Source organism: Paenibacillus rhizoplanae (genome assembly GCF_042684125.1).
Lineage (GTDB): Bacteria > Bacillota > Bacilli > Paenibacillales > Paenibacillaceae > Paenibacillus_AQ > Paenibacillus_AQ rhizoplanae.
Genome location: NZ_JBHUKY010000021.1, coordinates 418,301 through 437,621 on the forward strand (window position 1 = coordinate 418,301; position 19,321 = coordinate 437,621).

At 53.3% G+C, this 19,321-nt stretch carries 19 protein-coding genes; 16 read left to right on the forward strand and 3 right to left on the reverse strand.

What is annotated here, in order from left to right:
• The first annotated feature begins 255 nt into the window (after nt 1–255).
• The 11 genes from ACFSX3_RS12175 to ACFSX3_RS12225 all read left to right on the forward strand — a co-directional run bounded on the left by ACFSX3_RS12175 (nt 256) and on the right by ACFSX3_RS12225 (nt 10,323).
• On the forward strand, nt 256–1,161 hold the full coding sequence (locus tag ACFSX3_RS12175; protein WP_209986268.1) for an NUDIX hydrolase: 906 nt from the start codon (nt 256–258) through the stop codon (nt 1,159–1,161).
• Nucleotides 1,162–1,281: 120 nt separating this feature from the next.
• Nucleotides 1,282–1,695 (forward strand): bacteriohemerythrin, encoded by a 414-nt coding sequence (locus tag ACFSX3_RS12180; RefSeq protein ID WP_209986269.1) that lies wholly within the window; start codon nt 1,282–1,284, stop codon nt 1,693–1,695.
• A gap of 123 nt (nt 1,696–1,818) precedes the next feature.
• Nucleotides 1,819–2,259, forward strand: a complete 441-nt coding sequence (locus tag ACFSX3_RS12185) for an HIT family protein (protein WP_209986272.1) — start codon at nt 1,819–1,821, stop codon at nt 2,257–2,259.
• Nucleotides 2,260–2,306: 47 nt separating this feature from the next.
• Nucleotides 2,307–3,128: an Rpn family recombination-promoting nuclease/putative transposase gene (locus ACFSX3_RS12190; RefSeq protein ID WP_209986275.1), complete on the forward strand. Its 822-nt coding sequence runs from the start codon at nt 2,307–2,309 to the stop codon at nt 3,126–3,128.
• A gap of 178 nt (nt 3,129–3,306) precedes the next feature.
• Nucleotides 3,307–4,497: a metallophosphoesterase gene (locus ACFSX3_RS12195; protein WP_209986424.1), complete on the forward strand. Its 1,191-nt coding sequence runs from the start codon at nt 3,307–3,309 to the stop codon at nt 4,495–4,497.
• Between the two features lie 171 nt (nt 4,498–4,668).
• Entirely contained in the window at nt 4,669–5,115 is a 447-nt protein-coding gene (locus ACFSX3_RS12200) for a MarR family winged helix-turn-helix transcriptional regulator (RefSeq protein ID WP_209986278.1), read from the forward strand.
• A 123-nt stretch (nt 5,116–5,238) separates the two neighbouring features.
• Nucleotides 5,239–6,060, forward strand: a complete 822-nt coding sequence (locus ACFSX3_RS12205) for an SDR family oxidoreductase (RefSeq protein ID WP_209986280.1) — start codon at nt 5,239–5,241, stop codon at nt 6,058–6,060.
• Nucleotides 6,061–6,130: 70 nt separating this feature from the next.
• Nucleotides 6,131–6,847, forward strand: a complete 717-nt coding sequence (locus ACFSX3_RS12210; RefSeq protein ID WP_209986427.1) for a response regulator transcription factor — start codon at nt 6,131–6,133, stop codon at nt 6,845–6,847.
• Nucleotides 6,844–8,235 carry a sensor histidine kinase gene (locus tag ACFSX3_RS12215; RefSeq protein WP_209986283.1) on the forward strand — a complete coding sequence of 464 codons (1,392 nt, stop codon included), beginning with the start codon at nt 6,844–6,846 and terminating at the stop codon, nt 8,233–8,235. Before ACFSX3_RS12210 ends, ACFSX3_RS12215 begins: the two co-directional genes overlap by 4 nt.
• 277 nt (nt 8,236–8,512) lie before the next feature.
• The gene (locus ACFSX3_RS12220; protein ID WP_209986286.1) at nt 8,513–9,637 is read left to right on the forward strand and encodes an ABC transporter permease; all 1,125 of its coding nucleotides are present in this window, start codon (nt 8,513–8,515) and stop codon (nt 9,635–9,637) included.
• Nucleotides 9,634–10,323, forward strand: a complete 690-nt coding sequence (locus tag ACFSX3_RS12225) for an ABC transporter ATP-binding protein (RefSeq protein ID WP_209986289.1) — start codon at nt 9,634–9,636, stop codon at nt 10,321–10,323. Before ACFSX3_RS12220 ends, ACFSX3_RS12225 begins: the two co-directional genes overlap by 4 nt.
• A gap of 66 nt (nt 10,324–10,389) precedes the next feature.
• Here ACFSX3_RS12225 and ACFSX3_RS12230 read toward each other — a convergent pair whose 3' ends face one another.
• Nucleotides 10,390–11,244, reverse strand: a complete 855-nt coding sequence (locus tag ACFSX3_RS12230; protein ID WP_209986292.1) for an SDR family oxidoreductase — start codon at nt 11,242–11,244, stop codon at nt 10,390–10,392.
• Between the two features lie 48 nt (nt 11,245–11,292).
• Complete coding sequence (locus ACFSX3_RS12235) at nt 11,293–11,985, reverse strand: GntR family transcriptional regulator (protein WP_209986295.1); 693 nt, start codon at nt 11,983–11,985, stop codon at nt 11,293–11,295.
• Between the two features lie 154 nt (nt 11,986–12,139).
• Here ACFSX3_RS12235 and uxaC point away from each other — a divergent pair, with 154 nt between their 5' ends.
• Nucleotides 12,140–13,549, forward strand: coding sequence for a glucuronate isomerase (uxaC, locus tag ACFSX3_RS12240; RefSeq protein WP_209986298.1), 1,410 nt, complete (start codon nt 12,140–12,142; stop codon nt 13,547–13,549).
• A gap of 556 nt (nt 13,550–14,105) precedes the next feature.
• Here the strand turns inward: uxaC and ACFSX3_RS12245 are convergent.
• Nucleotides 14,106–14,939, reverse strand: coding sequence for an AraC family transcriptional regulator (locus tag ACFSX3_RS12245; protein ID WP_327196478.1), 834 nt, complete (start codon nt 14,937–14,939; stop codon nt 14,106–14,108).
• A gap of 158 nt (nt 14,940–15,097) precedes the next feature.
• Here ACFSX3_RS12245 and ACFSX3_RS12250 point away from each other — a divergent pair, with 158 nt between their 5' ends.
• Genes ACFSX3_RS12250 through ACFSX3_RS12265 form a run of 4 tightly spaced genes read left to right on the forward strand, consistent with a single transcriptional unit; the run spans nt 15,098 to nt 19,231 of the window.
• On the forward strand, nt 15,098–16,261 hold the full coding sequence (locus ACFSX3_RS12250; RefSeq protein WP_036728677.1) for a Gfo/Idh/MocA family protein: 1,164 nt from the start codon (nt 15,098–15,100) through the stop codon (nt 16,259–16,261).
• A 53-nt stretch (nt 16,262–16,314) separates the two neighbouring features.
• Nucleotides 16,315–17,091, forward strand: a complete 777-nt coding sequence (locus ACFSX3_RS12255) for a sugar phosphate isomerase/epimerase family protein (RefSeq protein ID WP_209986301.1) — start codon at nt 16,315–16,317, stop codon at nt 17,089–17,091.
• Nucleotides 17,088–18,176, forward strand: a complete 1,089-nt coding sequence (locus ACFSX3_RS12260) for a Gfo/Idh/MocA family protein (RefSeq protein ID WP_209986304.1) — start codon at nt 17,088–17,090, stop codon at nt 18,174–18,176. The genes ACFSX3_RS12255 and ACFSX3_RS12260 overlap by 4 nt, the downstream gene beginning before the upstream one ends.
• A gap of 38 nt (nt 18,177–18,214) precedes the next feature.
• Complete coding sequence (locus ACFSX3_RS12265) at nt 18,215–19,231, forward strand: Gfo/Idh/MocA family protein (protein ID WP_209986308.1); 1,017 nt, start codon at nt 18,215–18,217, stop codon at nt 19,229–19,231.
• The last annotated feature ends 90 nt before the right edge of the window (nt 19,232–19,321 follow it).

A 19,321-nucleotide genomic window follows, 5' to 3' on the forward strand; every position in this document is an offset into this window, starting at 1 on the left:
TTTGTCACCGGATTTCTACCACGAATAGTGGTTTAAATCAAGAAATCTGGGGGCGGGCAGCGGCCGGAAGTCCAAATGTTCACCGCAGCGACAACCAAGCTTCGAGTTCAAACCTTGAGTACGTCTTATATAGATTGGGAAAAAACGTTCTTCCCCCGGGCCCAGACTTGCCCGCATTCCAGGAACATGTATATAATATCAATATGTTATTAACAAACGAATCCTATTAATCAATTCAAGACAAGGAGAATATCCATGCCAAATCAACCGTTCACCGACCCTAACGGCTTAAACGAGGAGCAATTCCTGCAGAATTATAATGCGGGCAGCTACGAACGTCCGTCTGTCACCGTCGATATGCTGATTTTCACCGTGATGGAGCAGGAGCAGAATAACTACCGCAAGCTGGCGGATAAGTCCTTGCAGCTCTTGCTGATTCAGCGCGGGGAGCATCCTTTTCTGGGACAATGGGCCTTGCCCGGAGGGTTCGTAGGGATCAGCGAGAGCGTAGAGGAAGCAGCCCGCCGGGAGCTGTACAGCGAGACTAATATCGATAACATCTACATGGAGCAGCTGTATACCTGGGGCGATGTAGACCGTGATCCGCGGATGAGGGTGATCAGCTGCTCCTACATGGCGCTCGTGGACCGCAAGGCTCTGGACGTACAGGCAGGGGATGATGCAGCCGCAGCCGCCTGGTTCGACGTCTCGTACCACATTCTGGAGACCCGCCGTGAGGCGCTGGAGCAGGACGTCCGCCAGGAGACACTGGTGGAGATTATACTGGAGAGTGAGCAGGAGAAGCTAAGCGGGGTGATCAAACTTACGGAGACTATTCAGGGGCATGTCCGCCAGGTCAGCCGTGAGATCGTGCGCAGCGCGGGGTTTTCTTTTGACCATCTGCTCATGGTGCAGTATGCCATCGAACGTCTGCGCGGCAAGGCGGAATACACGGATATCATCTTCAATCTCATGCCGCCGCTGTTCACCTTGTCCGAGCTGCAACGCGTCTATGAGATTATCCTCGGCAAAGAGCTGCTCGCCGCCGCCTTCCGCCGCAAAATCGCAGAGCGGGTCATCGAGACGGATCAGAGCACCCGGGATGCCGGACACCGTCCCTCGAAGCTGTACCGGTATAACCGGGAGTGGAATTTATTTTGAGAATGCCCTCCTGTCCGGCAACGCTGCCTTGTGATGTTGTTAATAGAACTTTCATAGGGAAAAGCAGACAATTAGTTATATTTTGACTATTGTGTTTATGGAAAAGGACAGGGTGAGCCTATGATTAGCTGGAAGGATTCGTATGATATCGGAGTAGAAAAGATTGATTGTCAGCACAGACAGCTGCTGATGAAGCTGAATGATTTTTTTGAAGCCTGCAGCAACCAGCAGGGCAAAGAAAAGATCGAAGAAACGCTGAGGTTCCTCAAGGACTATACCGTGGAGCATTTCGGCAGTGAAGAGCAGCTGATGAAGGATATCGACTTCCCGGAGCTGTCGGAACACCAGAAGACCCATGCAGAGTTCGTGCAGACGGTGTTGGAACTGGAGGAGACGATCAAGACCAAGGGCGTATCCGTCTTATCCACAATCAAGCTGAACCGGACGCTGACAGACTGGCTGATCAATCATATTCATAAATGCGACAAGCTAATCGGTGAATGCATCGCTGCCAAGGGGAACCGGGCGGTCTAACTGAATGATCGGAAACAAGGAGATGCTGTAAGGCATTTCTTTTTTTATGTTAGCTGCTTGGACCGGATGTATACGAATTGATATTATCATAGTATTCATTGTGTTTAAGGGGGGAGGATCATCATGGATTGCCTGGGCTGTAGAATTGCGAACGGGCTGGAGCCTGATCTGAATATCGTCTATGAGAATGAATATATAACCTGTGTACTCGATATCGATCCCTTCAATGAAGGTCATACCCTGATTCTGCCGAAAAAGCACTATTGGGACGTCGATGAGATGGATGCGGAAACTGCACACGCAATTATGGAGGCTTCACAGAAGCTCTCCGCGCTGCTCAAATATCTGTACCAGCCGGACGGGATCAGAATTATTGCTGATGGCGGTAAATTCAACGATCTAACTCACTATCATATGCATGTCATTCCCCGGTATGAGGGGGACGGGCTACTGTGGGGAGAACCGCTGCACCCGGACGGAGCCGGGGAACGGCTGGGGGAGACGAGACGGAGAATGGTAGAAGTGTTGGTGAATGAAGCCAAGGGAAGTATGTTTAATCAGTAAGGATAAAATGGTATACTGAAAATAATCAGGAATGGAGTGAGAGGCTCATGCTTGAACTGCTTGATCCGCGAGTAGATGTTATTTTTAAACGAATCTTTGGCAGCGAGCATAATAAGGATGTACTGCTGGCTTTTCTGAACAGCACATTCCGCGAGGCGGGCGAACCCCCTCTGACTGAGATTGTCTTGCTTAATCCTTACACGGAACCTGACAGTCCGAACGATAAGCAATCGATTATGGACATTAAGGCGAAGACGGCGAAGGGCGAGCTTTTAAATATTGAAATGCAGTTATTTAACCCATACCATATGGAAAAACGCACACTTTTCTATTGGTCTGAAATGTATTATCATCAGATTCCTAAAGGCGGAAATTACAATACGTTGAAGAAATGCGTGACTATTAATATACTGAATTATTCATGTCTGCCTAATGACCGTTATCATAGTGTATTTCATCTGCGAGAGGACCGTACGGGAATTCCGCTGCTGGATGATATTGAAATTCATGTAATTGAGCTGACCAAGCTGAGTGAACATGCGGTAGAGCTTGAAGAAGGCGGACTGGTGAACTGGCTGCTGTTTCTAAAGGGAGTCGATCAATCCAACTGGGAGGTGCTGACCATGAAAGAGCCGATGCTAAAAAAAGCGATGGACACCCTGGAATTTCTGAGCCAGGATGCGGCAGCGCGAATGGCTTATGATGCCCGGATGAAGGCGCTGAGCGATGAACATTCTCGTATTGAAGGAGCCAAGGCCGAGACGAGTAAAGAAATTGCCATTAAACTTCTGGAGCGCGGCATAGACCTGCAAACCATTTCCGATGCCACCGGGTTATCGCTTGAAGAAATTAAGGGACTGAGACAATAAGCGAAAGCACGCATTCTATCTACGGCAGCCGCAGGGCTGTCTTTCTTTTTTTATCCAAGGGGAACTCAGGTTTATCACAGGTTGACGGCACAGTTTATACCTGGTGAATACTTTGTGTTATGATTTGAAGTAGATAGGATAGAAACTTACTTTAAGGGAGTGGAATGAAGTGAAAAACATGCGGATGCTGGCCGGGGCTGCGGTCATGGTGCTGGTGCTTGGACTGGTGAATGTCTATATTGGATGGCATCTGTCCGTATTGCTTCAGGCATGGCTGCCGGGGATGAATATTGCTGCGTACTGGACTGTCTTTCTTGTTATTTCCTTCTCTTATATGATTGGACGGGTGCCGCTGCCGCAGGCGCTGAGACCGGTGGGCAGGTTGTTCAAGGTGATTGGCTCTTATTATCTGGCTTGTATGGAGTTCGCCGTGATCATGCTGCCGCTGACCGATTTGCTCTATGGTGTGCTGGTGCTTGCAGGCGTAGGACTCTCCGCATTCGTGACGGAAGCAGGGACTACAGTGCTGGTATTGCTCGCCGTCTTCCTGATCTGGGGATCACGCAATGCCTGGAGTACTGTGGTGCGGACCCACCGGCTTAAGGTAGACAAGTCCATCGGAACCAGCGTTCCGCTGACGGTAGCGGTGGCCTCCGACCTCCATCTGGGCAACATTGTCGGCAACCGCCATCTGCGCAGAATGGTCAGGGAGATGAATGCGATGAACCCGGATATCGTGCTGCTGGCGGGGGATGTGCTGGATGATAGTATTGAGCCTTTTATCCGCAATAGGATGGAGCAGCAGCTGAAGCAGCTCAAGGCACGTTATGGAGTCTATGCTGTGCTGGGGAATCACGAATACTACGGCGGCTCGATAGCGCAGTATACGGAGGTTATGCGGAGTGTCGGCATCCAGGTGTTACAGGATGAAGTGGTGGAGACTTCGGGAGTCTATGTGGTCGGGCGTAAAGACAAGACTGCGGAAGCCATGGAGGCCGGTGGACGGCTCAGCGTGGAAGCTCTGCTAGAGGGTCTTGACCGCAGCAAGCCGATCCTGATGATGGATCATCAGCCGACAGGCTTCGGAATCGCTTCAGAGGCTGGAGTGGATGTGCTGCTGTCTGGACATACCCATCGGGGGCAGATTGCACCGAATCACTGGATTACCCGGCGGCTGTTCGAACTGGATTGGGGCTACCTGCTCAAAAACAAGCTGCATGTCATTGTCTCCTCCGGCTACGGAACCTGGGGACCGCCGATCCGGCTGGCCAGCCGCTCGGAGCTGATTAAGCTGGAACTTGTGCTGGATGGCAGCATGAGCTATGGTGAAGACAAGGTGTCAGGTGCGGCTAAGCCTGTTTTGATCTAATGTAATTCTGCATGTGGCTGTATCGAACCCTCTGCCTTTCTTAGGAAGGATAGGGGGTTTTTGTTTAACTAAGAGGGAGTTGTTCTGTTTCTTTTGACATTCCTGCCGGAATCCGCTAATCTATCTGTAGAAATAGTTAAGTTATTAACTAAATGGAGCTGACAATAACCAATGGATGATTTACAGAAGTATGTACTGGAGCTGCCGCTTGCGAATGAGGCGCTCTTCGCCTTGATAGGAGCGACAGCAGGCGCAGTAGCCGTCTCCGAGAAATACTGGCAGGTACAGGGGCTGAACGGGGCAAGAATCCGCGTACTGGTTGAGATTGCGAAGCAGGGAGGATCGATCTTACCCTCACTGCTTGCTGAGCGAATCGCGGTAACCAAAGCCAACATCAGCCTGCTGCTGACTCCGCTGGAGAAGGATGGCTATATTACGCGGGCGGCTCACGCACAGGATGGACGTAAGACGGTCATTTCGCTGACCGAAGCAGGTAAGCGAATCCTGATGGAACAGCTGCCGGGGAACCGGGAAGCCGTTGCGGCGGTAATGAACCGGCTGGATGAGCCGGAGCTGAAGCTGCTGCTGGAGTTGCTGAATAAGCTGAGCAGAGGATAGAAGGTGTGGAATGTTCCGCATGCTGGGAGGCTGCCCACAGACAGAGATTATATATAGCGGCTTGAATATGCCGATGGATATGTGAAGAAATCTGATTTCAATAAGGAAAGGGTGTTATCGCCTATGACGACAATAATGATTACGGGAGCAAACGGGCAATTGGGGAGTCTGATTCTGGAGAATCTGCGCAGCCGCATCCCTGTAGGGCATATCATTGCCGGAGTAAGAAGTGTTGAGCAAGCTTCTTTTATCCGGGAGCAGGGAATTGAAGTCCGCAAGGTGGATTATGATGTGCCGGAATCACTGAATGAAGCTTTTGACGGGATTTCACGGCTCCTGCTGATCTCCAGCTCGCACACGGATGATAATGTTCGTCTGGCTCAGCATAAACGGGTGATTGATGCGGCCGTGCGAAGCGGGGTGGGGCATATTCTCTACACGGGCTTTGCCTTCTCACAGCAGAGATCAGATCCGGGCAAGCCGGATAATGTGCATACCCTGACGGAACAGGCGATTATGGAGTCCGGGATGGAATATACCTTTTTGCGCAATGCTCTTTATATTGATTTCGTTGGGGTGCTGGGACTGAAGGAGGCGCTCTCCAGTGGAGAGTTGGTGACGGCACCGGGAGAGTGGAGGTTCAACTCGGTTGGCCGCCGGGACCTTGCCTTAGCTGCTACTGCTGCTGTACTTGGTGAAGATGGAGCAGGCAACCATATCTATGAATTGACCGCTCCGCAGACCTGGGATTTTGACGATCTGGCTGAAGTTCTGACAGAGGTTGCCGGGAAGCCGGTGGTGCACCGTCAGGATGACGGAATTCAGCACTGGATCTATGCTTTTATGAGCAAGCTGGATACTTCGTCTACCTCCGGCGATCTGGAGCGGCTGATGGGCAGACCCGTCACCCCGCTGAAGGACAGCATTCTGCCTTTTATAGTGTAGAACGTACTGCCCTAACTGAGCTTGTTGGTGTGGAGTCCTATTGTTTTGAGCAGGGTTTGTTGCTAGTATGATGACATTGATCAGGCAAGCCGGAGGGAGCGTATGTAAGTTGAAAAAGATACTGGTAGCCGACGACGATGTTCATATCCGCACGCTGCTGCGGCATGTTCTTACCAGAGAGGGATATCAAGCGATAGAAGCCGGAGACGGGCTGGAAGCGGCGGCACGCATGAAGGAGCAGACGGTCGATCTGGCGGTGGTGGATGTGATGATGCCGCATATGGACGGATTGGAGCTGTGTGCATACATAAGGGAGAACTACGATATTCCCGTCATTCTGCTGACGGCCCGTCAGCAGCTCAGTGATAAGGAGCAGGGGTATCTGCACGGGACGGACGATTATGTGACCAAGCCTTTTGAACCGGAGGAGCTGCTCTTTCGCATCAAGGCCTTGTTCCGCCGTTATTCCATCGCCTCAGATGACCGGATTCGCCTGAATTCGCTGGTGATCGACCGTAAGAATTACGAGATCAGTGACGGGACAGAGGTGCTGCTGCTGCCGGTGAAGGAATTCGAGCTGCTGGCCCAGCTGGCCCAATATCCGGGACGCCTGTTCACGCGTGGTGAGCTGATTGAGCTGGTCTGGGGAGCGGACTACGAAGGGGACGAGCGGACGGTGGATGTGCATATCAAGCGCCTGCGTCAGCGCTTCAGCGAATACCAGAACGATTTTATCATCCGCACGGTCCGGGGAATTGGCTACAAAGTGGACATGGTGAACTCATGAGATCGCTCTATGTAAGGATGAGTATTATCTTCTGCTCGGTGATTATGATCAGCAGTGTGCTGGGATTTCTGGTCTCCAACCTGTATTACCAGTCACAAATCAAGCCGAAAAATGATGCTAAGCTGACCCGGATGGCTATAGGTTTGCAGCAGTTTATTGAGGATCACCCGGATGCGGTGGAAGAATATCTCCTGAGTACGGCTTCCCTGGGGTACAAGATGTATCTGGTCAATGCCGATGGAGAGGAACGCTTCTACGGCCTGCCTTTCCGCAAAAATGACCTCAAGGAGGAGGCGCTGCGCAAGGTGTTGGACGGGGAGATCTACCATGGGGTGGGGAATTTCCCCGGCCAGCTGTTCGTGACCGGCTTTTTCGATAATCAGCTCAGCAATTCCATTGGGGTGCCGGTCCATATTAACGGGGAGACCTATGCCTTGTTCATGCGTCCGGATGCCCAGGTGCAGTTCGGGGAGCTGCGGATCTTTTTTGTCGTGATCATTGGGGTCATTATTCTGCTAAGCCTGTGGTTCATGCTGATTACTGTATTTCACGTGGTGCGGCCGATCACCCGGCTGACCGAGGCCACGCTCCTAATCTCCAAGGGACGCTACGACATCAAGCTCTACACCGCACGCCGCGACGAGATCGGCCAACTGGCTTCCCACTTCATGACGATGAGCCGCGAACTGGAACGCACGAACCGGGCAAGACAGGAGTTTGTCGCCAATGTCTCGCATGAGATTGAATCGCCATTAACCTCTATTCAGGGCTTCGCCCATGCGCTCCAGGACGGTACTCTGCCGGAAGCCCAGCGTCTGGAGTATCTGTCCATTATCGGGGATGAGAGCCGGCGGTTGTCCATGCTCAGCACGCAGCTACTCACCTTGTCCTCGCTGGATTATGACGAGCATGCCCTACAGAAAAGAAGCTTCGATCTGCGTGCCCAGCTGCGCCAGGTGATTCAGATTATGGAGTGGCATCTTACAGAGAAGGAGCTTGCGGTACGGCTCCATGCCGGAGAGATCACGCTTGCGGGCGATGCCAATCTGCTCTATCAGGTGTGGATGAATCTGGTGACGAATGCGATCAAATACACCCCGGCGGGCGGGACCCTCAGTATCGCAGCCCATGTGGAGGACCAGCAATGTATTGTAACGGTGACCGACAACGGTGCGGGCATTCCGGCGGAGCAGCTGCCGATGATCTTCGACCGTTTCTATAAAGTGGACCAGTCGCGCTCCCGTGAGCCAGGCAGCAGCGGGCTGGGGCTGGCAATCGCTCAAAAGATCGTCCAGGCGCATGGCGGAACCATCGAGGTGACGAGCACAGTAGGAGAAGGAACTACGTTCACTGTCACTCTGCCCTGCCATCCTAACGATATAGATTGATTAGTCCTTCATAAAATAGATGAAAGCAACGGAGGGGAATTTGGAACTGTAGGAGCGATAGCGTACGCCTTTGTTACCGGATTTCTACCACGGATAGTGGTATAAATCAAGAAATCCGGGAACAACAGCGGCCGTAAGTCCAATATTCCCCGCAGTTGCGCCTGCCATCTGTTTTTAGAAGCGTCTATATTCAATCTATATAGTGTAATTCTCTATTCATACTCCGTTCATCTTCACTCTCTAAACTGTGGATATACAGATTAGAAGGAGTGGTTATATGTTCTTGGCAATTCGGGAGATGAGGCACTCCAAAGCACGCTACAGTCTCATTATGGTGATTATGCTGCTGGTCTCGTTCCTGGTGCTGTTCGTCACCGGCCTGGCCAGAGGTCTTGCTTATGCCAATATTTCGGCGCTGAAAAATATGCCCGCCAATTACTTTGCCGTGCAGAGCGACGCGGATCATACCTTCAGACGTTCACAGTTAACGGATACGGAGCTTGCAGCTGCCCGGTCGGTAGCCGGAGAGGCGAATGCGACTCCGCTGGGGGTACAGACCAGTACAATTATGGCTGCCGGTGCAGACATTAAAGCGGATATTACGTTTTTTGCCGTAGATATGACGGGGATGCTGGCTCCTGAAGTAACGGAAGGCGCCGGATTCACCAATGAGGTTCAAGGGAGCGCGGTTGCAGACTCCAAGCTGGAACAGTCCGGCGTTACCATTGGCAGTACGATCCGTGATCAGGCTTCCGGCATGAGCTGGACGGTTACCGGCTTCGTGAAGGACAGCTCCTATAGCCATACTCCGGTGGTCTATATCAATCAGCTGGACTGGCAGGCGATGAAGCAAGGAGCGGTTCAGGGAGGCGGCGGTTCAGGCAATGCCAATGCCCCTTACAATGTTATCGCGCTGGATATAACGGCGGCTCAAGCTGCGCAGATTGCGGATCAGCAGCAGTCCGTAGAGGTAATTACGCAAAAACAGGGGATCGCCAGTGTTCCCGGTTATTCCGCCGAGCAGAATTCGCTGCTGATGATGATAGTGTTCCTGTTCGTGATTGCTGCAGTAGTTTTTGCTGTATTCTTCTATGTCATTACGATCCAGAAGACCAGCCAATTCGGTATCCTGAAGGCGATGGGGACCAAGATGTCCTATCTGGCCTGGAGTGTAGTCGGTCAAGTGATGCTGCTGTCTGTCGCCAGTCTGGCGCTGGGCATTCTGCTTACGCTTGGGATGAATATGGGCCTGCCCGACACAATGCCGTTTGAGCTGGATGGACAGACGATGGCGATGACCAGTCTGCTGTTCATAGGGATGTCCCTGCTGGGCTCGTTAATTTCGGTAGCAAGAGTAGCCAAGGTGGATGCCTTGGAAGCGATAGGGAGGACTGGAGCATGAGTGCGAAATTAGTGATGAAGCAGGTAACCAAGACTTACGGGGATGGGGACGGGGCGATGACCGTTCTGAACCATTTGGACCTTACGGTGAACGAAGGCGAATTCATAGCAGTACTGGGACCATCCGGCTCCGGGAAAAGCACGTTTCTCTCCGCAGCCGGTGCGCTGCTTACGCCCACCAGCGGAGAGATCCTCCTCGACGGCGAGTCGCTGCGTGACAAGGACAAGGGGGAACTGACGGAGCTGCGGCTGAAAAAAATCGGCTTCATGTTCCAAAGTGCGCAGCTGTTGCCGTTCCTGAAGGTAGAGGAGCAATTGCTCTATGTAGCAAAGCTGGCTAAGCTGAGCCAAAAGGAAGCGAAGGTGCGCGCCGCCTATCTGCTGAAGCGTCTGGAGATCTGGGAACGCCGCAACCATTACCCCGAACAGCTGTCCGGGGGCGAAAAACAGCGGGTAGCGATTGCCCGGGCGTGGATGAACAAGCCAGCCATTCTGTTCGCCGATGAACCAACGGCCAGCCTGGATTACAGCCGTGGCCGCGAAGTCGTGCGGATGATCGCCGACGAGGTGCGGAGCGAAGGCAAGGCCGCCGTGATGGTAACTCATGACGAACGGATGCTGGACTGGTGTGACCGGGTACTGCATCTGGAGGATGGTGTGCTGGTTGAAGCGCATAGCCTTAATTAATTGGAACTGAACCCTGGGGACGGGGTTCAGTTTTTTTAAATGCCGGTTTCCCGCTGCAGAATGCCTTCACACGCCAGAGTAGGACATAAACCCGCCATCCACCGGCACGGTGATGCCGGTCACAAACCCGGACATTTGCTCATCGGCCAGCCAGAGCAAGGTGCCGAGCAGATCCTCCGGTGTGCCGAAGCGGCGCATCGGGGTCTGGGAGATGATTTTGAGCGAACGTTCGGTTAGTTCACCCTTCGGGTCCTTCAGCAGCTGTTCGTTCTGTGCGGTGACGAAGAAGCCTGGGGCGATAGCATTCACCCGTATGCCGGATTCAGCCAGATGCACCGCAAGCCACTGCGTGAAGTTGTTGATGCCTGCCTTGGCCGCGCTGTAAGCCGGAACCTTGGTGAGTGGTGAAGCGGCGCTCATGGAGGAGATGTTGATTACCGCAGCTCCGGGGCGACCGATCATCTGCTTGGCGAAGATTTGGGTTGGAATTAATGTTCCAGTCAGATTCAGGTCGAGGACCGTGCGGAAGCCGCTTACGGACAGATCGAAGAAGGAAACCACATCGGGGTTCTCCAGGTCTCCCGGCTCCAAGGTATCCTTAGTGGTGATCGCCGAAGGCTGATTGCCCCCGGCTCCGTTGATTAACAAGTCGCAAGGACCCCACTGCTTAAGAATCTCTTCTGCTGCCTGCCGGACACTCCCGGCATCCATAACATCGCAGGCCAAGGCCAGAGACTGGCCGCCCCCGGAAGTGATCTGTGCAGCCAGAGCAGCTCCCTTGGCCACCGTACGGTTCAGGATGGCGACCTTCACGCCTTGACGGGCTAGCTCCAGCGCCATGGCGCTGCAGAGGGCTCCGGCTCCTCCGGTAATTACAGCGGTTTTGCCTGCCAGTGCAGGCTGTAATGCCAACTCGGACATAGTGATCCAACCCTTCTTGGTGAAAGTATGATCGTGCGTCAGGTTATATCAGTCTGCGGATCTTTGCTTATAATACTGCGGATATTTCTCCATCAGCATCTCCTGGTCGGCGATCGTCAGGGCCATATGCTCCTGCATAATCTGATCCCCTTGCTGAATATTATGCTGCTCAATGGCTTCATATAGACCATAATGCTGCCGGTACAGATGCTCCCAGTTGTGATCCGCCGTGAGCTTGAGCATCCGGCTGCGGTTCAGGTGAACCTTGATCTGCTGGATGACCTCCCAGGTATTCTTTTTATTGCAGCCCATGAAAATCACATGATGGAACTCTTCGTCCAGCATGAACATTTCTTTATAGTCCTGGTCCTCGATGCAGAGCTTCTGATTGTCCAGATTGGCCTTCAGCTCAATAAGATTCCTGGCCTGAAAGGTGCTGCACGCTTCCCGGATGATCGCCCGCTCCAGATGCTCGCGCATGAAGCGGGCTTCTTCCACGAGCTCGGAATCAATCAGGGAGACGACCGTGCCCCGCTGGGGATATACGGCAAGCAGGCCCTCCTGGGCCAGACGGACAAAGGCCTCACGGACCGGGGTGCGGCTGACATTGAACTTCAGTGAAATCTCCTTCTCCGAAATCCCCGTTCCGGGCGGCAGCTCCAGCAGCAGAATCTGATTCTTCAGTGAACGATACACGATGTCCCTAGTGGAGAGTGCTTGTGTACCGATAGTGTATTCCATCGTGTAACCCTCCTGTTATCGATTTTGTAAGCACTACCATACTACCATACAAGTATGGTAGTATGGTAGTGCGAATGGGCAGAAGCAACTGCTGTCCGCTTACGGACAGTATCTGTGGCCCGCCAATATCATTGACGAGAGGCTGGAGAACAATATGAGTACCTCATCTTTTATTCATGACGACTGGCTGCTGTTAAATTCAAGTGCACAGAGACTGTATCACGATTATGCCGCCGCAATGCCGATTTATGATTTCCATAGTCATCTGAATCCGCAGGAGATCAGCAGTAACCGCAGGTTCCGCAATATCGCTGATCTTGCCTTATCCGGGGACCATTACAAGTGGCGGGCGCTCCGCTGGCTGGGCGTAGACGAACAGCTAATTACCGGGAATGCGCCGGACAAAGACAAATTCATGATCTGGGCGCGTTCCCTGCCTGAGATGGTGGGCAATCCGCTCTACCACTGGACCCATCTGGAGTTGAAGCGCTACTTCGGGATCGACGAGCTGCTCTCCAAGGAGACAGCGGACAGTGTATGGGAACGCTGCAATGAGCAGCTCCAGGGAGATGAACTGACTACGCAGGGAATTCTCAAAAAACTCAAGGTCAATGTGGTCTGCACAACGGATGATCCGATTGATTCACTGGAGCATCACATTCAGCTTAAGAAGGATCATGCGCTTCAGACGGTGGTTGCGCCAACCTTCAGACCGGACCGGGTACTGAATATCCGTGATGATGGGTTCACTGGATACGTGAGCCTGCTTGGTGAGGCGAGCGGTCTTGAAATCCACGATTACTCCGGGTTCCTCCAGGCTGTGACAGCGCGGATCGATTATTTCCATAAGCATGGCTGCCGGCTGTCAGATCAGGCCTTCGGCGAGCTGCCGCATGCCCAGTCTACAGAGCATGAAGCGGCCTACATATTCGCCCGGGCCTTCAAAGGGGAAGAGATCAGCCCGCACGAGGAACAGAAGTTCCAGAGCCATACGCTGATCAAATTAGGCCGGCTCTATCATGAGCGGGGCTGGAGCATGCAGCTGCATATCGGAGCGCTGCGCAACAACAACGCACGGATGTTCAGTGCCATCGGCAAGGACAGCGGCTTCGATTCTATTCTGGATTTCAATATGGCCCGCAGCCTCAACGCGCTGCTGAATGAGCTGGATGCCAGCGGACAGCTGCCGAAGACCATCGTCTACACGCTGAACCCTTCGCAATATGAGATGATCGCCACCGCAATCGGCAACTTCCAGGGGGACGGCATCAAGGGCAAGGTGCAGATGGGCTCCGGCTGGTGGTTCCATGATCAGAAGGAGGGCATGCTGCAGCAGTTGAAGGCACTCTCCAGCATCGGGCTGATCAGTCCTTTTGTCGGCATGCTGACTGACTCCAGAAGCTTCCTCTCCTTCACGCGCCATGAATACTTCCGGCGCATCCTCTGCAACCTGTTCGGCACGTGGATGGAAGAGGGAGACCTGCCGCGAGATTATGCCTTGATCGGCCGGACCATTGAGAATATATGCTACAACAATGCAGATGCGTATTTCGGGATTAAGTAGGCGGGCGTCCGCCCGTTCCGTTGTTTAAGTCTAAGGTGTTCCATTCCAAAAACAGCAAGACTCCTAAAGGGTGGAGGCTTGCTGTTTTTGTTGTATATGGCTTGCAAGGGGAGCGAAGGCATGCTGATCTTAGTGAGGTGGTGTGTGGCGGAAGCTAGTTGGATAAACGTCATCGAATACCGCGGCAAACCCTGAATCTGGAGAATTAGTTGGAAAAACCGAACTTAATCCCACTGAAAATGGGGGTTAACAGGAGATCCAGCAGAATTAAGTGCCGAATTTCCACTTAGTCCCGATCAAGCAGCTCCAGCAGGAAAATTAAGCTACAAAAATCCAACTGCTATGTCCCCCACACAGGCGGAAGGGGCCACATAACAGTCAGGATCAGCACTTGTTGTCCTACAGGCGGAGGGAGATGCATAACAATCGGGTCCAGCAACGGATTAACTCGCAGTATAAATGGATGAATGGTACATCGAATCTCGGCAACGTGGAAAAGCGGAAGCGTCCATCCAAACCTGCTAATGTTGATCGTACTTAGGTACTAATTAGCCCCCTACCTCGTACTGCTCCGGTAAGCAGACGGGGATACGCCGGTCGACTTCTTGAACACCTTGGAGAAGTGGGCCAGCTCCATGCCGACCTGCTCGGCGATACTGGAGATGCTGAAATCGGTGTAGGAGAGCTGCCTCTTGGCCAGCTCCATCCGTTTCAGCTGGACGTACTGCATCGGCGGAACACCGATGAATTTCTTGAAATAGGGAATGAAATAGTTCGGGTGCAGATGGACCCGCTCTGCCAGCTCCTCCACCGTCAGCGGCCGCATTAACCGTTGATCGATGTAGCCCAGCACATTTGCCAGCTTACCCTGGTCGCTCGTATGCGTCAGATCGTCAAGGAAATTGCTATATCCTCCCGATTCCAGACAGAGGGACAGCAGCGTAAGCAGCGCGGCCTGCGTCCGCAGGGTAGCGAGGAAGCCGGTATCCTGGAACCATTCAATCATCTCCGCGAACATCGTCCGGGTGGCCTCCGGATCAGGCACATCACAGATATAGAGCTTATTCGCCGAATGAAACAGCGGCCATTCCCCGATCTGCGCATCGAAGTGGCAATAGTAGCGTGTATAAGGATCATCACGTGAAGTATCCGTGGTCTGGGTGGAGCCTGCGGGCATAATCATCAGCTGTCCGGGTCTCGGATAGTACGCCACTCCGTTGATAATCACCTTGCCTTCGCCGGAATCAATATAATACAGCCGGTTGAAGGCAGGGGTCTCATTCGTCCGGTTCCACCCTGGGTATCTGCTGGTTAACTGGGCGTGGGTAACGGTAACCGTCAGGTTGTGCAGCAGGCGTCCGGTCAAATTGCCGTTCGCAATCATATTCATCTCTGGGCTCCTCCATTAAGGATATAAATCTATTATAACGCTTCCATTTATCCAATACATCTTATTATTATACAAATATACCTTAATTACAGTCATGTTCACCACCGGCAAATAGGGTTATCCTCATAACATAAACTGTTTCAGGAAGGGAATGGGAGATGGATAAGGTACGTTATGGAATTATTGGCGTTGGGGGTATGGGGCGGACCCATGCACAGAGTCTGCTGAGTGATATTAAGGGGGCCGAGCTAACCGCCGTCTGCGACATCAGCCCTGAGCGGCTGGAATGGGCAGAGGAGCATTTGCCGGATCATGTGCAGCGCTTTCTGTCGCCGGAGGAACTGTTCAAGTCCGGGATCATTGATGCGGTGATGATTGCCACCCCGCATTATGATCATCCGCCGCTGGCGATTGAAGCGTTGGGTTACGGGTTGCATGTTCTGATCGAGAAGCCTGCCGGTGTCTATACGAAGGCAGTACAGGAGATGAATGACGCCGCAGCGAAGTCTGACCGCAAATTCGGCATTATGTATAACCAGCGGACGAATCCGCTCTATCAGAAGCTGAGAGAATTGATTCAGTCCGGGGAGCTGGGAGAGATCCGGCGCACGAATTGGATTATCACCAATTGGTACCGCTCTCAGAGCTACTATGATTCGGGCGGCTGGCGGGCGACCTGGGGCGGGGAAGGCGGTGGAGTGCTGCTGAACCAGGACCCGCACCAGCTTGATCTCTGGCAGTGGACTACCGGAATGATGCCTAAGCGGGTACGCGCTTTTTGCCAGTTCGGGAAGTACCGGAATATTGAGGTTGAGGATGATGTGACCGCCTACGTGGAGTATGAGAATGGCGCAACCGGGCTGTTCATCACGACTACAGGGGAAGCACCGGGGACGAACCGGTTCGAGATTACAGGCGACAACGGTAAAATCGTCATCGAAGACGGCACGCTGACCTTCTTCCGCCTTCGCACCCCTGAGCCGAAGTTCAATGCGGAATATACCGGGGGCTTCGGAGCGCCGGAATGCTGGAAATGCGAGATTCCCGTGGAAGCCGGGAATGGAGAGCAGCATAAGGGGATTCTGCGCAACTTCACCAATGCGATTCTGCATGATGAGCCGCTGCTGGCTCCGGGGGAAGAGGGCATTCACGGGCTGACCCTGTCCAATGCCATGTATCTGTCTGCGTGGACCGACAACTGGGTGGACCTGCCGATCGACAGCGAGCTGTTCTATGAGAAGCTGATGGAGCAGGTGGAGAATTCGACTTTTCAGAAAGCTCCGGTCAGCCAGAAAGCCCTTGATGTATCGGGTACCCACTAGATTAACTTTACTCTCTTACGCCAATTAAACTTATCTAGGAGTGGATGAATACAATGAACCGTTCAACGATTGCCGCCCAAATGTATACCCTGCGTGAATATACCCAGACGCCGGAAGCCTTGCGGGAGAGCCTGCGGAAGGTGAGCAGCATCGGGTACCAGGCTGTCCAGATCTCCGGGATCGGTCCCATGGACCCTAGGCTGGTGAAGGAATATGCCGATGAATTTAATCTGAAAATATGTGCGACACACGTTCCCTGGGACCGGATGGTGAATGATCTGGATGCGCTCGCTGCGCAGCATAAGTTGTGGGACTGCAAATACATCGGTCTTGGCTCGCTCCCTGCGGAATATCAGACCAGCCAGGAGGGCTACCGCACCTTCGCCAAGCTGGCTTCCGGCATTGCACGTACACTTAAGGAAGAGTATGGTCTGCAATTCGTTTATCATAATCATGATTTTGAATTTGAACGTTTTGACGGTTTGACCGGCATGGATGTGCTGCTGCAGGACAGTGATCCGGAGGTCTTCGGGTTCGAGCTGGATCTATACTGGGTTCAGGCGGGGGGCGGAGATCCTGTAGAGTGGATTCACAAGGTGGAAGGCAGAATGCAGGCCGTGCATTTCAAGGATATGACTATTCTAAACCGTAAGGCTGTGTTCGCTGAGATTGGCGAAGGCAATATGAATTATGGAGCGATTATTGATGCCTGCCGCAGGACGGGTGTGGAATGGCATATCGTAGAGCAGGATGTATGCCAGCGTGATCCGTTCGAGAGCCTGGAGATCAGCCTCCGGCATCTGCATTCCAGATTGGAGGTGCAAGCATGAGCCGCAAGGATGGAATGATGTATGCCCCGGTACATGAGGCGAAGCCAGTGGTGGGACCGGGTGAATTCGTAATCGCCGCGCTGGCACTGGATCATGGGCATATCTACGGGATGTGCAACGGGCTGGTAGAAGCGGGAGCCGAGCTGAAGTGGGTATACGATCCTGATCCCGAGAAGGTAAAAGCGTTCCAGAACAAGTATCCCGGCGTCAGAGCCGCACGCTCTGCTGAAGAGATTCTTGAAGATCCTGAGGTCCGGCTCGTAGCAGCAGCGGCCGTTCCTTCGGAGCGCGGTCCGCTCGGTCTGCGCGTGATGGCACACGGGAAGGATTATTTCACGGACAAATCTCCGTTCACTTCTCTGGACCAGCTCGCGGCAGCACGCCTTCAGGTGGAGCAGACGGGGCAGAAATACATGACGTATTACAGTGAAAGACTGCATGTAGAGAGCGCTGTCTATGCCGGTCAGCTGGTGCAGCAGGGGACGATTGGCCGTGTGCTTCAGGTCATGGGACTGGGTCCGCACCGGTTAAATGCACCCAGCCGGCCGGAATGGTTCTTCCAGCGTGACAAATACGGCGGCATTCTCTGTGATATCGGCAGCCATCAGATTGAACAGTTCCTCTTCTATGCGGGCTGCCGTGATGCCAAGGTACTGCACAGCAAGGTCGCCAACTACAACAATCCGGCCTACCCCGAGCTGGAGGATTACGGTGATGCTACGCTGGTTGGGGATAACGGGGCTACACAGTATTTTCGCGTGGACTGGTTCACTCCGGCTGGGCTCGGGACCTGGGGCGACGGACGGACGATCATTCTCGGTACGGAAGGCTATATCGAACTGCGCAAATACAGCGATATCGGCCGCTCCAGCACACCGGACCATGTCTACTGGGTAGACGGCGAGGGAGAGCATTATGAGCATGTGGCCGGGAAGATCGGGTTCCCGTTCTTCGGCGAGCTGATTCTGGACTGCCTGGAACGGACGGAGAAGGCGATGACGCAGGAGCATGCGTTCAAGGCTGCTGAGCTGTGTCTGGAGGCGCAGCGGCAAGCGGTGAATCTGACCCCGGATACGCTCAAATAGTTGCATTACAGCTAGCAGAAGATCGGAAGGTGGTTAAGATGAATACCAATGGAGCAGCGATTATCGGCTGTGGGGCGATTGCCCCGCTGCATGCCAGAGCCATTGCTTCGATAGAGAATGCGCGGCTGGTAGCCGTGGTGGACAGTGACCCTGTTCAGGCAGCACAGTCTGCTCAGGATTACGAATGTGAAGGCCTGACAGATTACAGGGAACTGCTGGAACGTGCAGATATCGGCATCGTCCATCTCTGCACGCCACATCATCTGCATGCCGGAATGGCGGTAGAGCTGCTGAAGGCCGGCAAGCATGTGTTAACCGAGAAGCCCATGGCGCTGGATGTGCCTTCGGCCCGTTTGATGCAGGAGGCGGCGGAGCATGCAGCGGGTCAGCTGGGTGTAGTGTTCCAGAACCGCTATAATGAACCTTCGGTGCGGATCAGACAAGTGATCGATTCCGGCAGCCTGGGCAGTCTCCTCTGCATGAAGGGTCTGGTGACCTGGACCCGGAGTGAAGAGTATTACACGCACAGTCCATGGAGAGGCCGCTGGGCTACGGAAGGCGGAGGGGTATTGATCAATCAGGCTATCCATACCCTGGATCTGCTGCAATGGTTCGGCGGTGACATTGATTCCGTGAAAGGCAGTGTTAGCACCGATGTGCTGAACGATGTCATTGAGGTTGAGGACAGCGCACATGCGTGTATCGATTTCAAGAACAAGGCACGGGGACTCTTCTACGGAACCAATGCCTATCAGGCCAATTCGCCGGTGGAGCTGGAGCTGGTCTTCGAGCAAGGGACCCTGCAGCAGCGCCGGGACAGTCTCTATCTGTGGAAGGATGGTCACGAGACGCTGCTCTGTGAGCCGCAGAACATCAGCAGCGGCGGGAAATCCTACTGGGGCACCGGGCATTCACGGTTAATTCATGACTTCTACGCCCACATCCGTGAAGGCCGCAGGTTCTGGATTGACGGTGCTGAGGGCATCAAAGCGCTCACACTGATTGCAGAGATTTATAAGTCCTCGGGGAGCCGTAATCTGGTCCCTCAGGTCTAGTATTCTTGAGCCGGCTGATGCCGGAATAGGCTGTCTCCTATGCAGAGGTTCTGCTTGGGGATAGCCCTTTTTGAAATATAGAATTTATAG

Bases quoted from the DNA above. Each gene is read 5' to 3' on its own strand.
- ACFSX3_RS12175 (WP_209986268.1), top strand. From the start codon at position 256: ATGCCAAATCAACCGTTCACCGACCCTAACGGCTTAAACGAGGAGCAA.
- ACFSX3_RS12180 (WP_209986269.1), top strand. From the start codon at position 1,282: ATGATTAGCTGGAAGGATTCGTATGATATCGGAGTAGAAAAGATTGAT.
- ACFSX3_RS12185 (WP_209986272.1), top strand. From the start codon at position 1,819: ATGGATTGCCTGGGCTGTAGAATTGCGAACGGGCTGGAGCCTGATCTG.
- ACFSX3_RS12190 (WP_209986275.1), top strand. From the start codon at position 2,307: ATGCTTGAACTGCTTGATCCGCGAGTAGATGTTATTTTTAAACGAATC.
- ACFSX3_RS12195 (WP_209986424.1), top strand. From the start codon at position 3,307: ATGCGGATGCTGGCCGGGGCTGCGGTCATGGTGCTGGTGCTTGGACTG.
- ACFSX3_RS12200 (WP_209986278.1), top strand. From the start codon at position 4,669: ATGGATGATTTACAGAAGTATGTACTGGAGCTGCCGCTTGCGAATGAG.
- ACFSX3_RS12205 (WP_209986280.1), top strand. From the start codon at position 5,239: ATGACGACAATAATGATTACGGGAGCAAACGGGCAATTGGGGAGTCTG.
- ACFSX3_RS12210 (WP_209986427.1), top strand. From the start codon at position 6,131: ATGACATTGATCAGGCAAGCCGGAGGGAGCGTATGTAAGTTGAAAAAG.
- ACFSX3_RS12215 (WP_209986283.1), top strand. From the start codon at position 6,844: ATGAGATCGCTCTATGTAAGGATGAGTATTATCTTCTGCTCGGTGATT.
- ACFSX3_RS12220 (WP_209986286.1), top strand. From the start codon at position 8,513: ATGTTCTTGGCAATTCGGGAGATGAGGCACTCCAAAGCACGCTACAGT.
- ACFSX3_RS12225 (WP_209986289.1), top strand. From the start codon at position 9,634: ATGAGTGCGAAATTAGTGATGAAGCAGGTAACCAAGACTTACGGGGAT.
- ACFSX3_RS12230 (WP_209986292.1), bottom strand. From the start codon at position 11,244: ATGTCCGAGTTGGCATTACAGCCTGCACTGGCAGGCAAAACCGCTGTA.
- ACFSX3_RS12235 (WP_209986295.1), bottom strand. From the start codon at position 11,985: ATGGAATACACTATCGGTACACAAGCACTCTCCACTAGGGACATCGTG.
- uxaC (WP_209986298.1), top strand. From the start codon at position 12,140: ATGAGTACCTCATCTTTTATTCATGACGACTGGCTGCTGTTAAATTCA.
- ACFSX3_RS12245 (WP_327196478.1), bottom strand. From the start codon at position 14,939: ATGAATATGATTGCGAACGGCAATTTGACCGGACGCCTGCTGCACAAC.
- ACFSX3_RS12250 (WP_036728677.1), top strand. From the start codon at position 15,098: ATGGATAAGGTACGTTATGGAATTATTGGCGTTGGGGGTATGGGGCGG.
- ACFSX3_RS12255 (WP_209986301.1), top strand. From the start codon at position 16,315: ATGAACCGTTCAACGATTGCCGCCCAAATGTATACCCTGCGTGAATAT.
- ACFSX3_RS12260 (WP_209986304.1), top strand. From the start codon at position 17,088: ATGAGCCGCAAGGATGGAATGATGTATGCCCCGGTACATGAGGCGAAG.
- ACFSX3_RS12265 (WP_209986308.1), top strand. From the start codon at position 18,215: ATGAATACCAATGGAGCAGCGATTATCGGCTGTGGGGCGATTGCCCCG.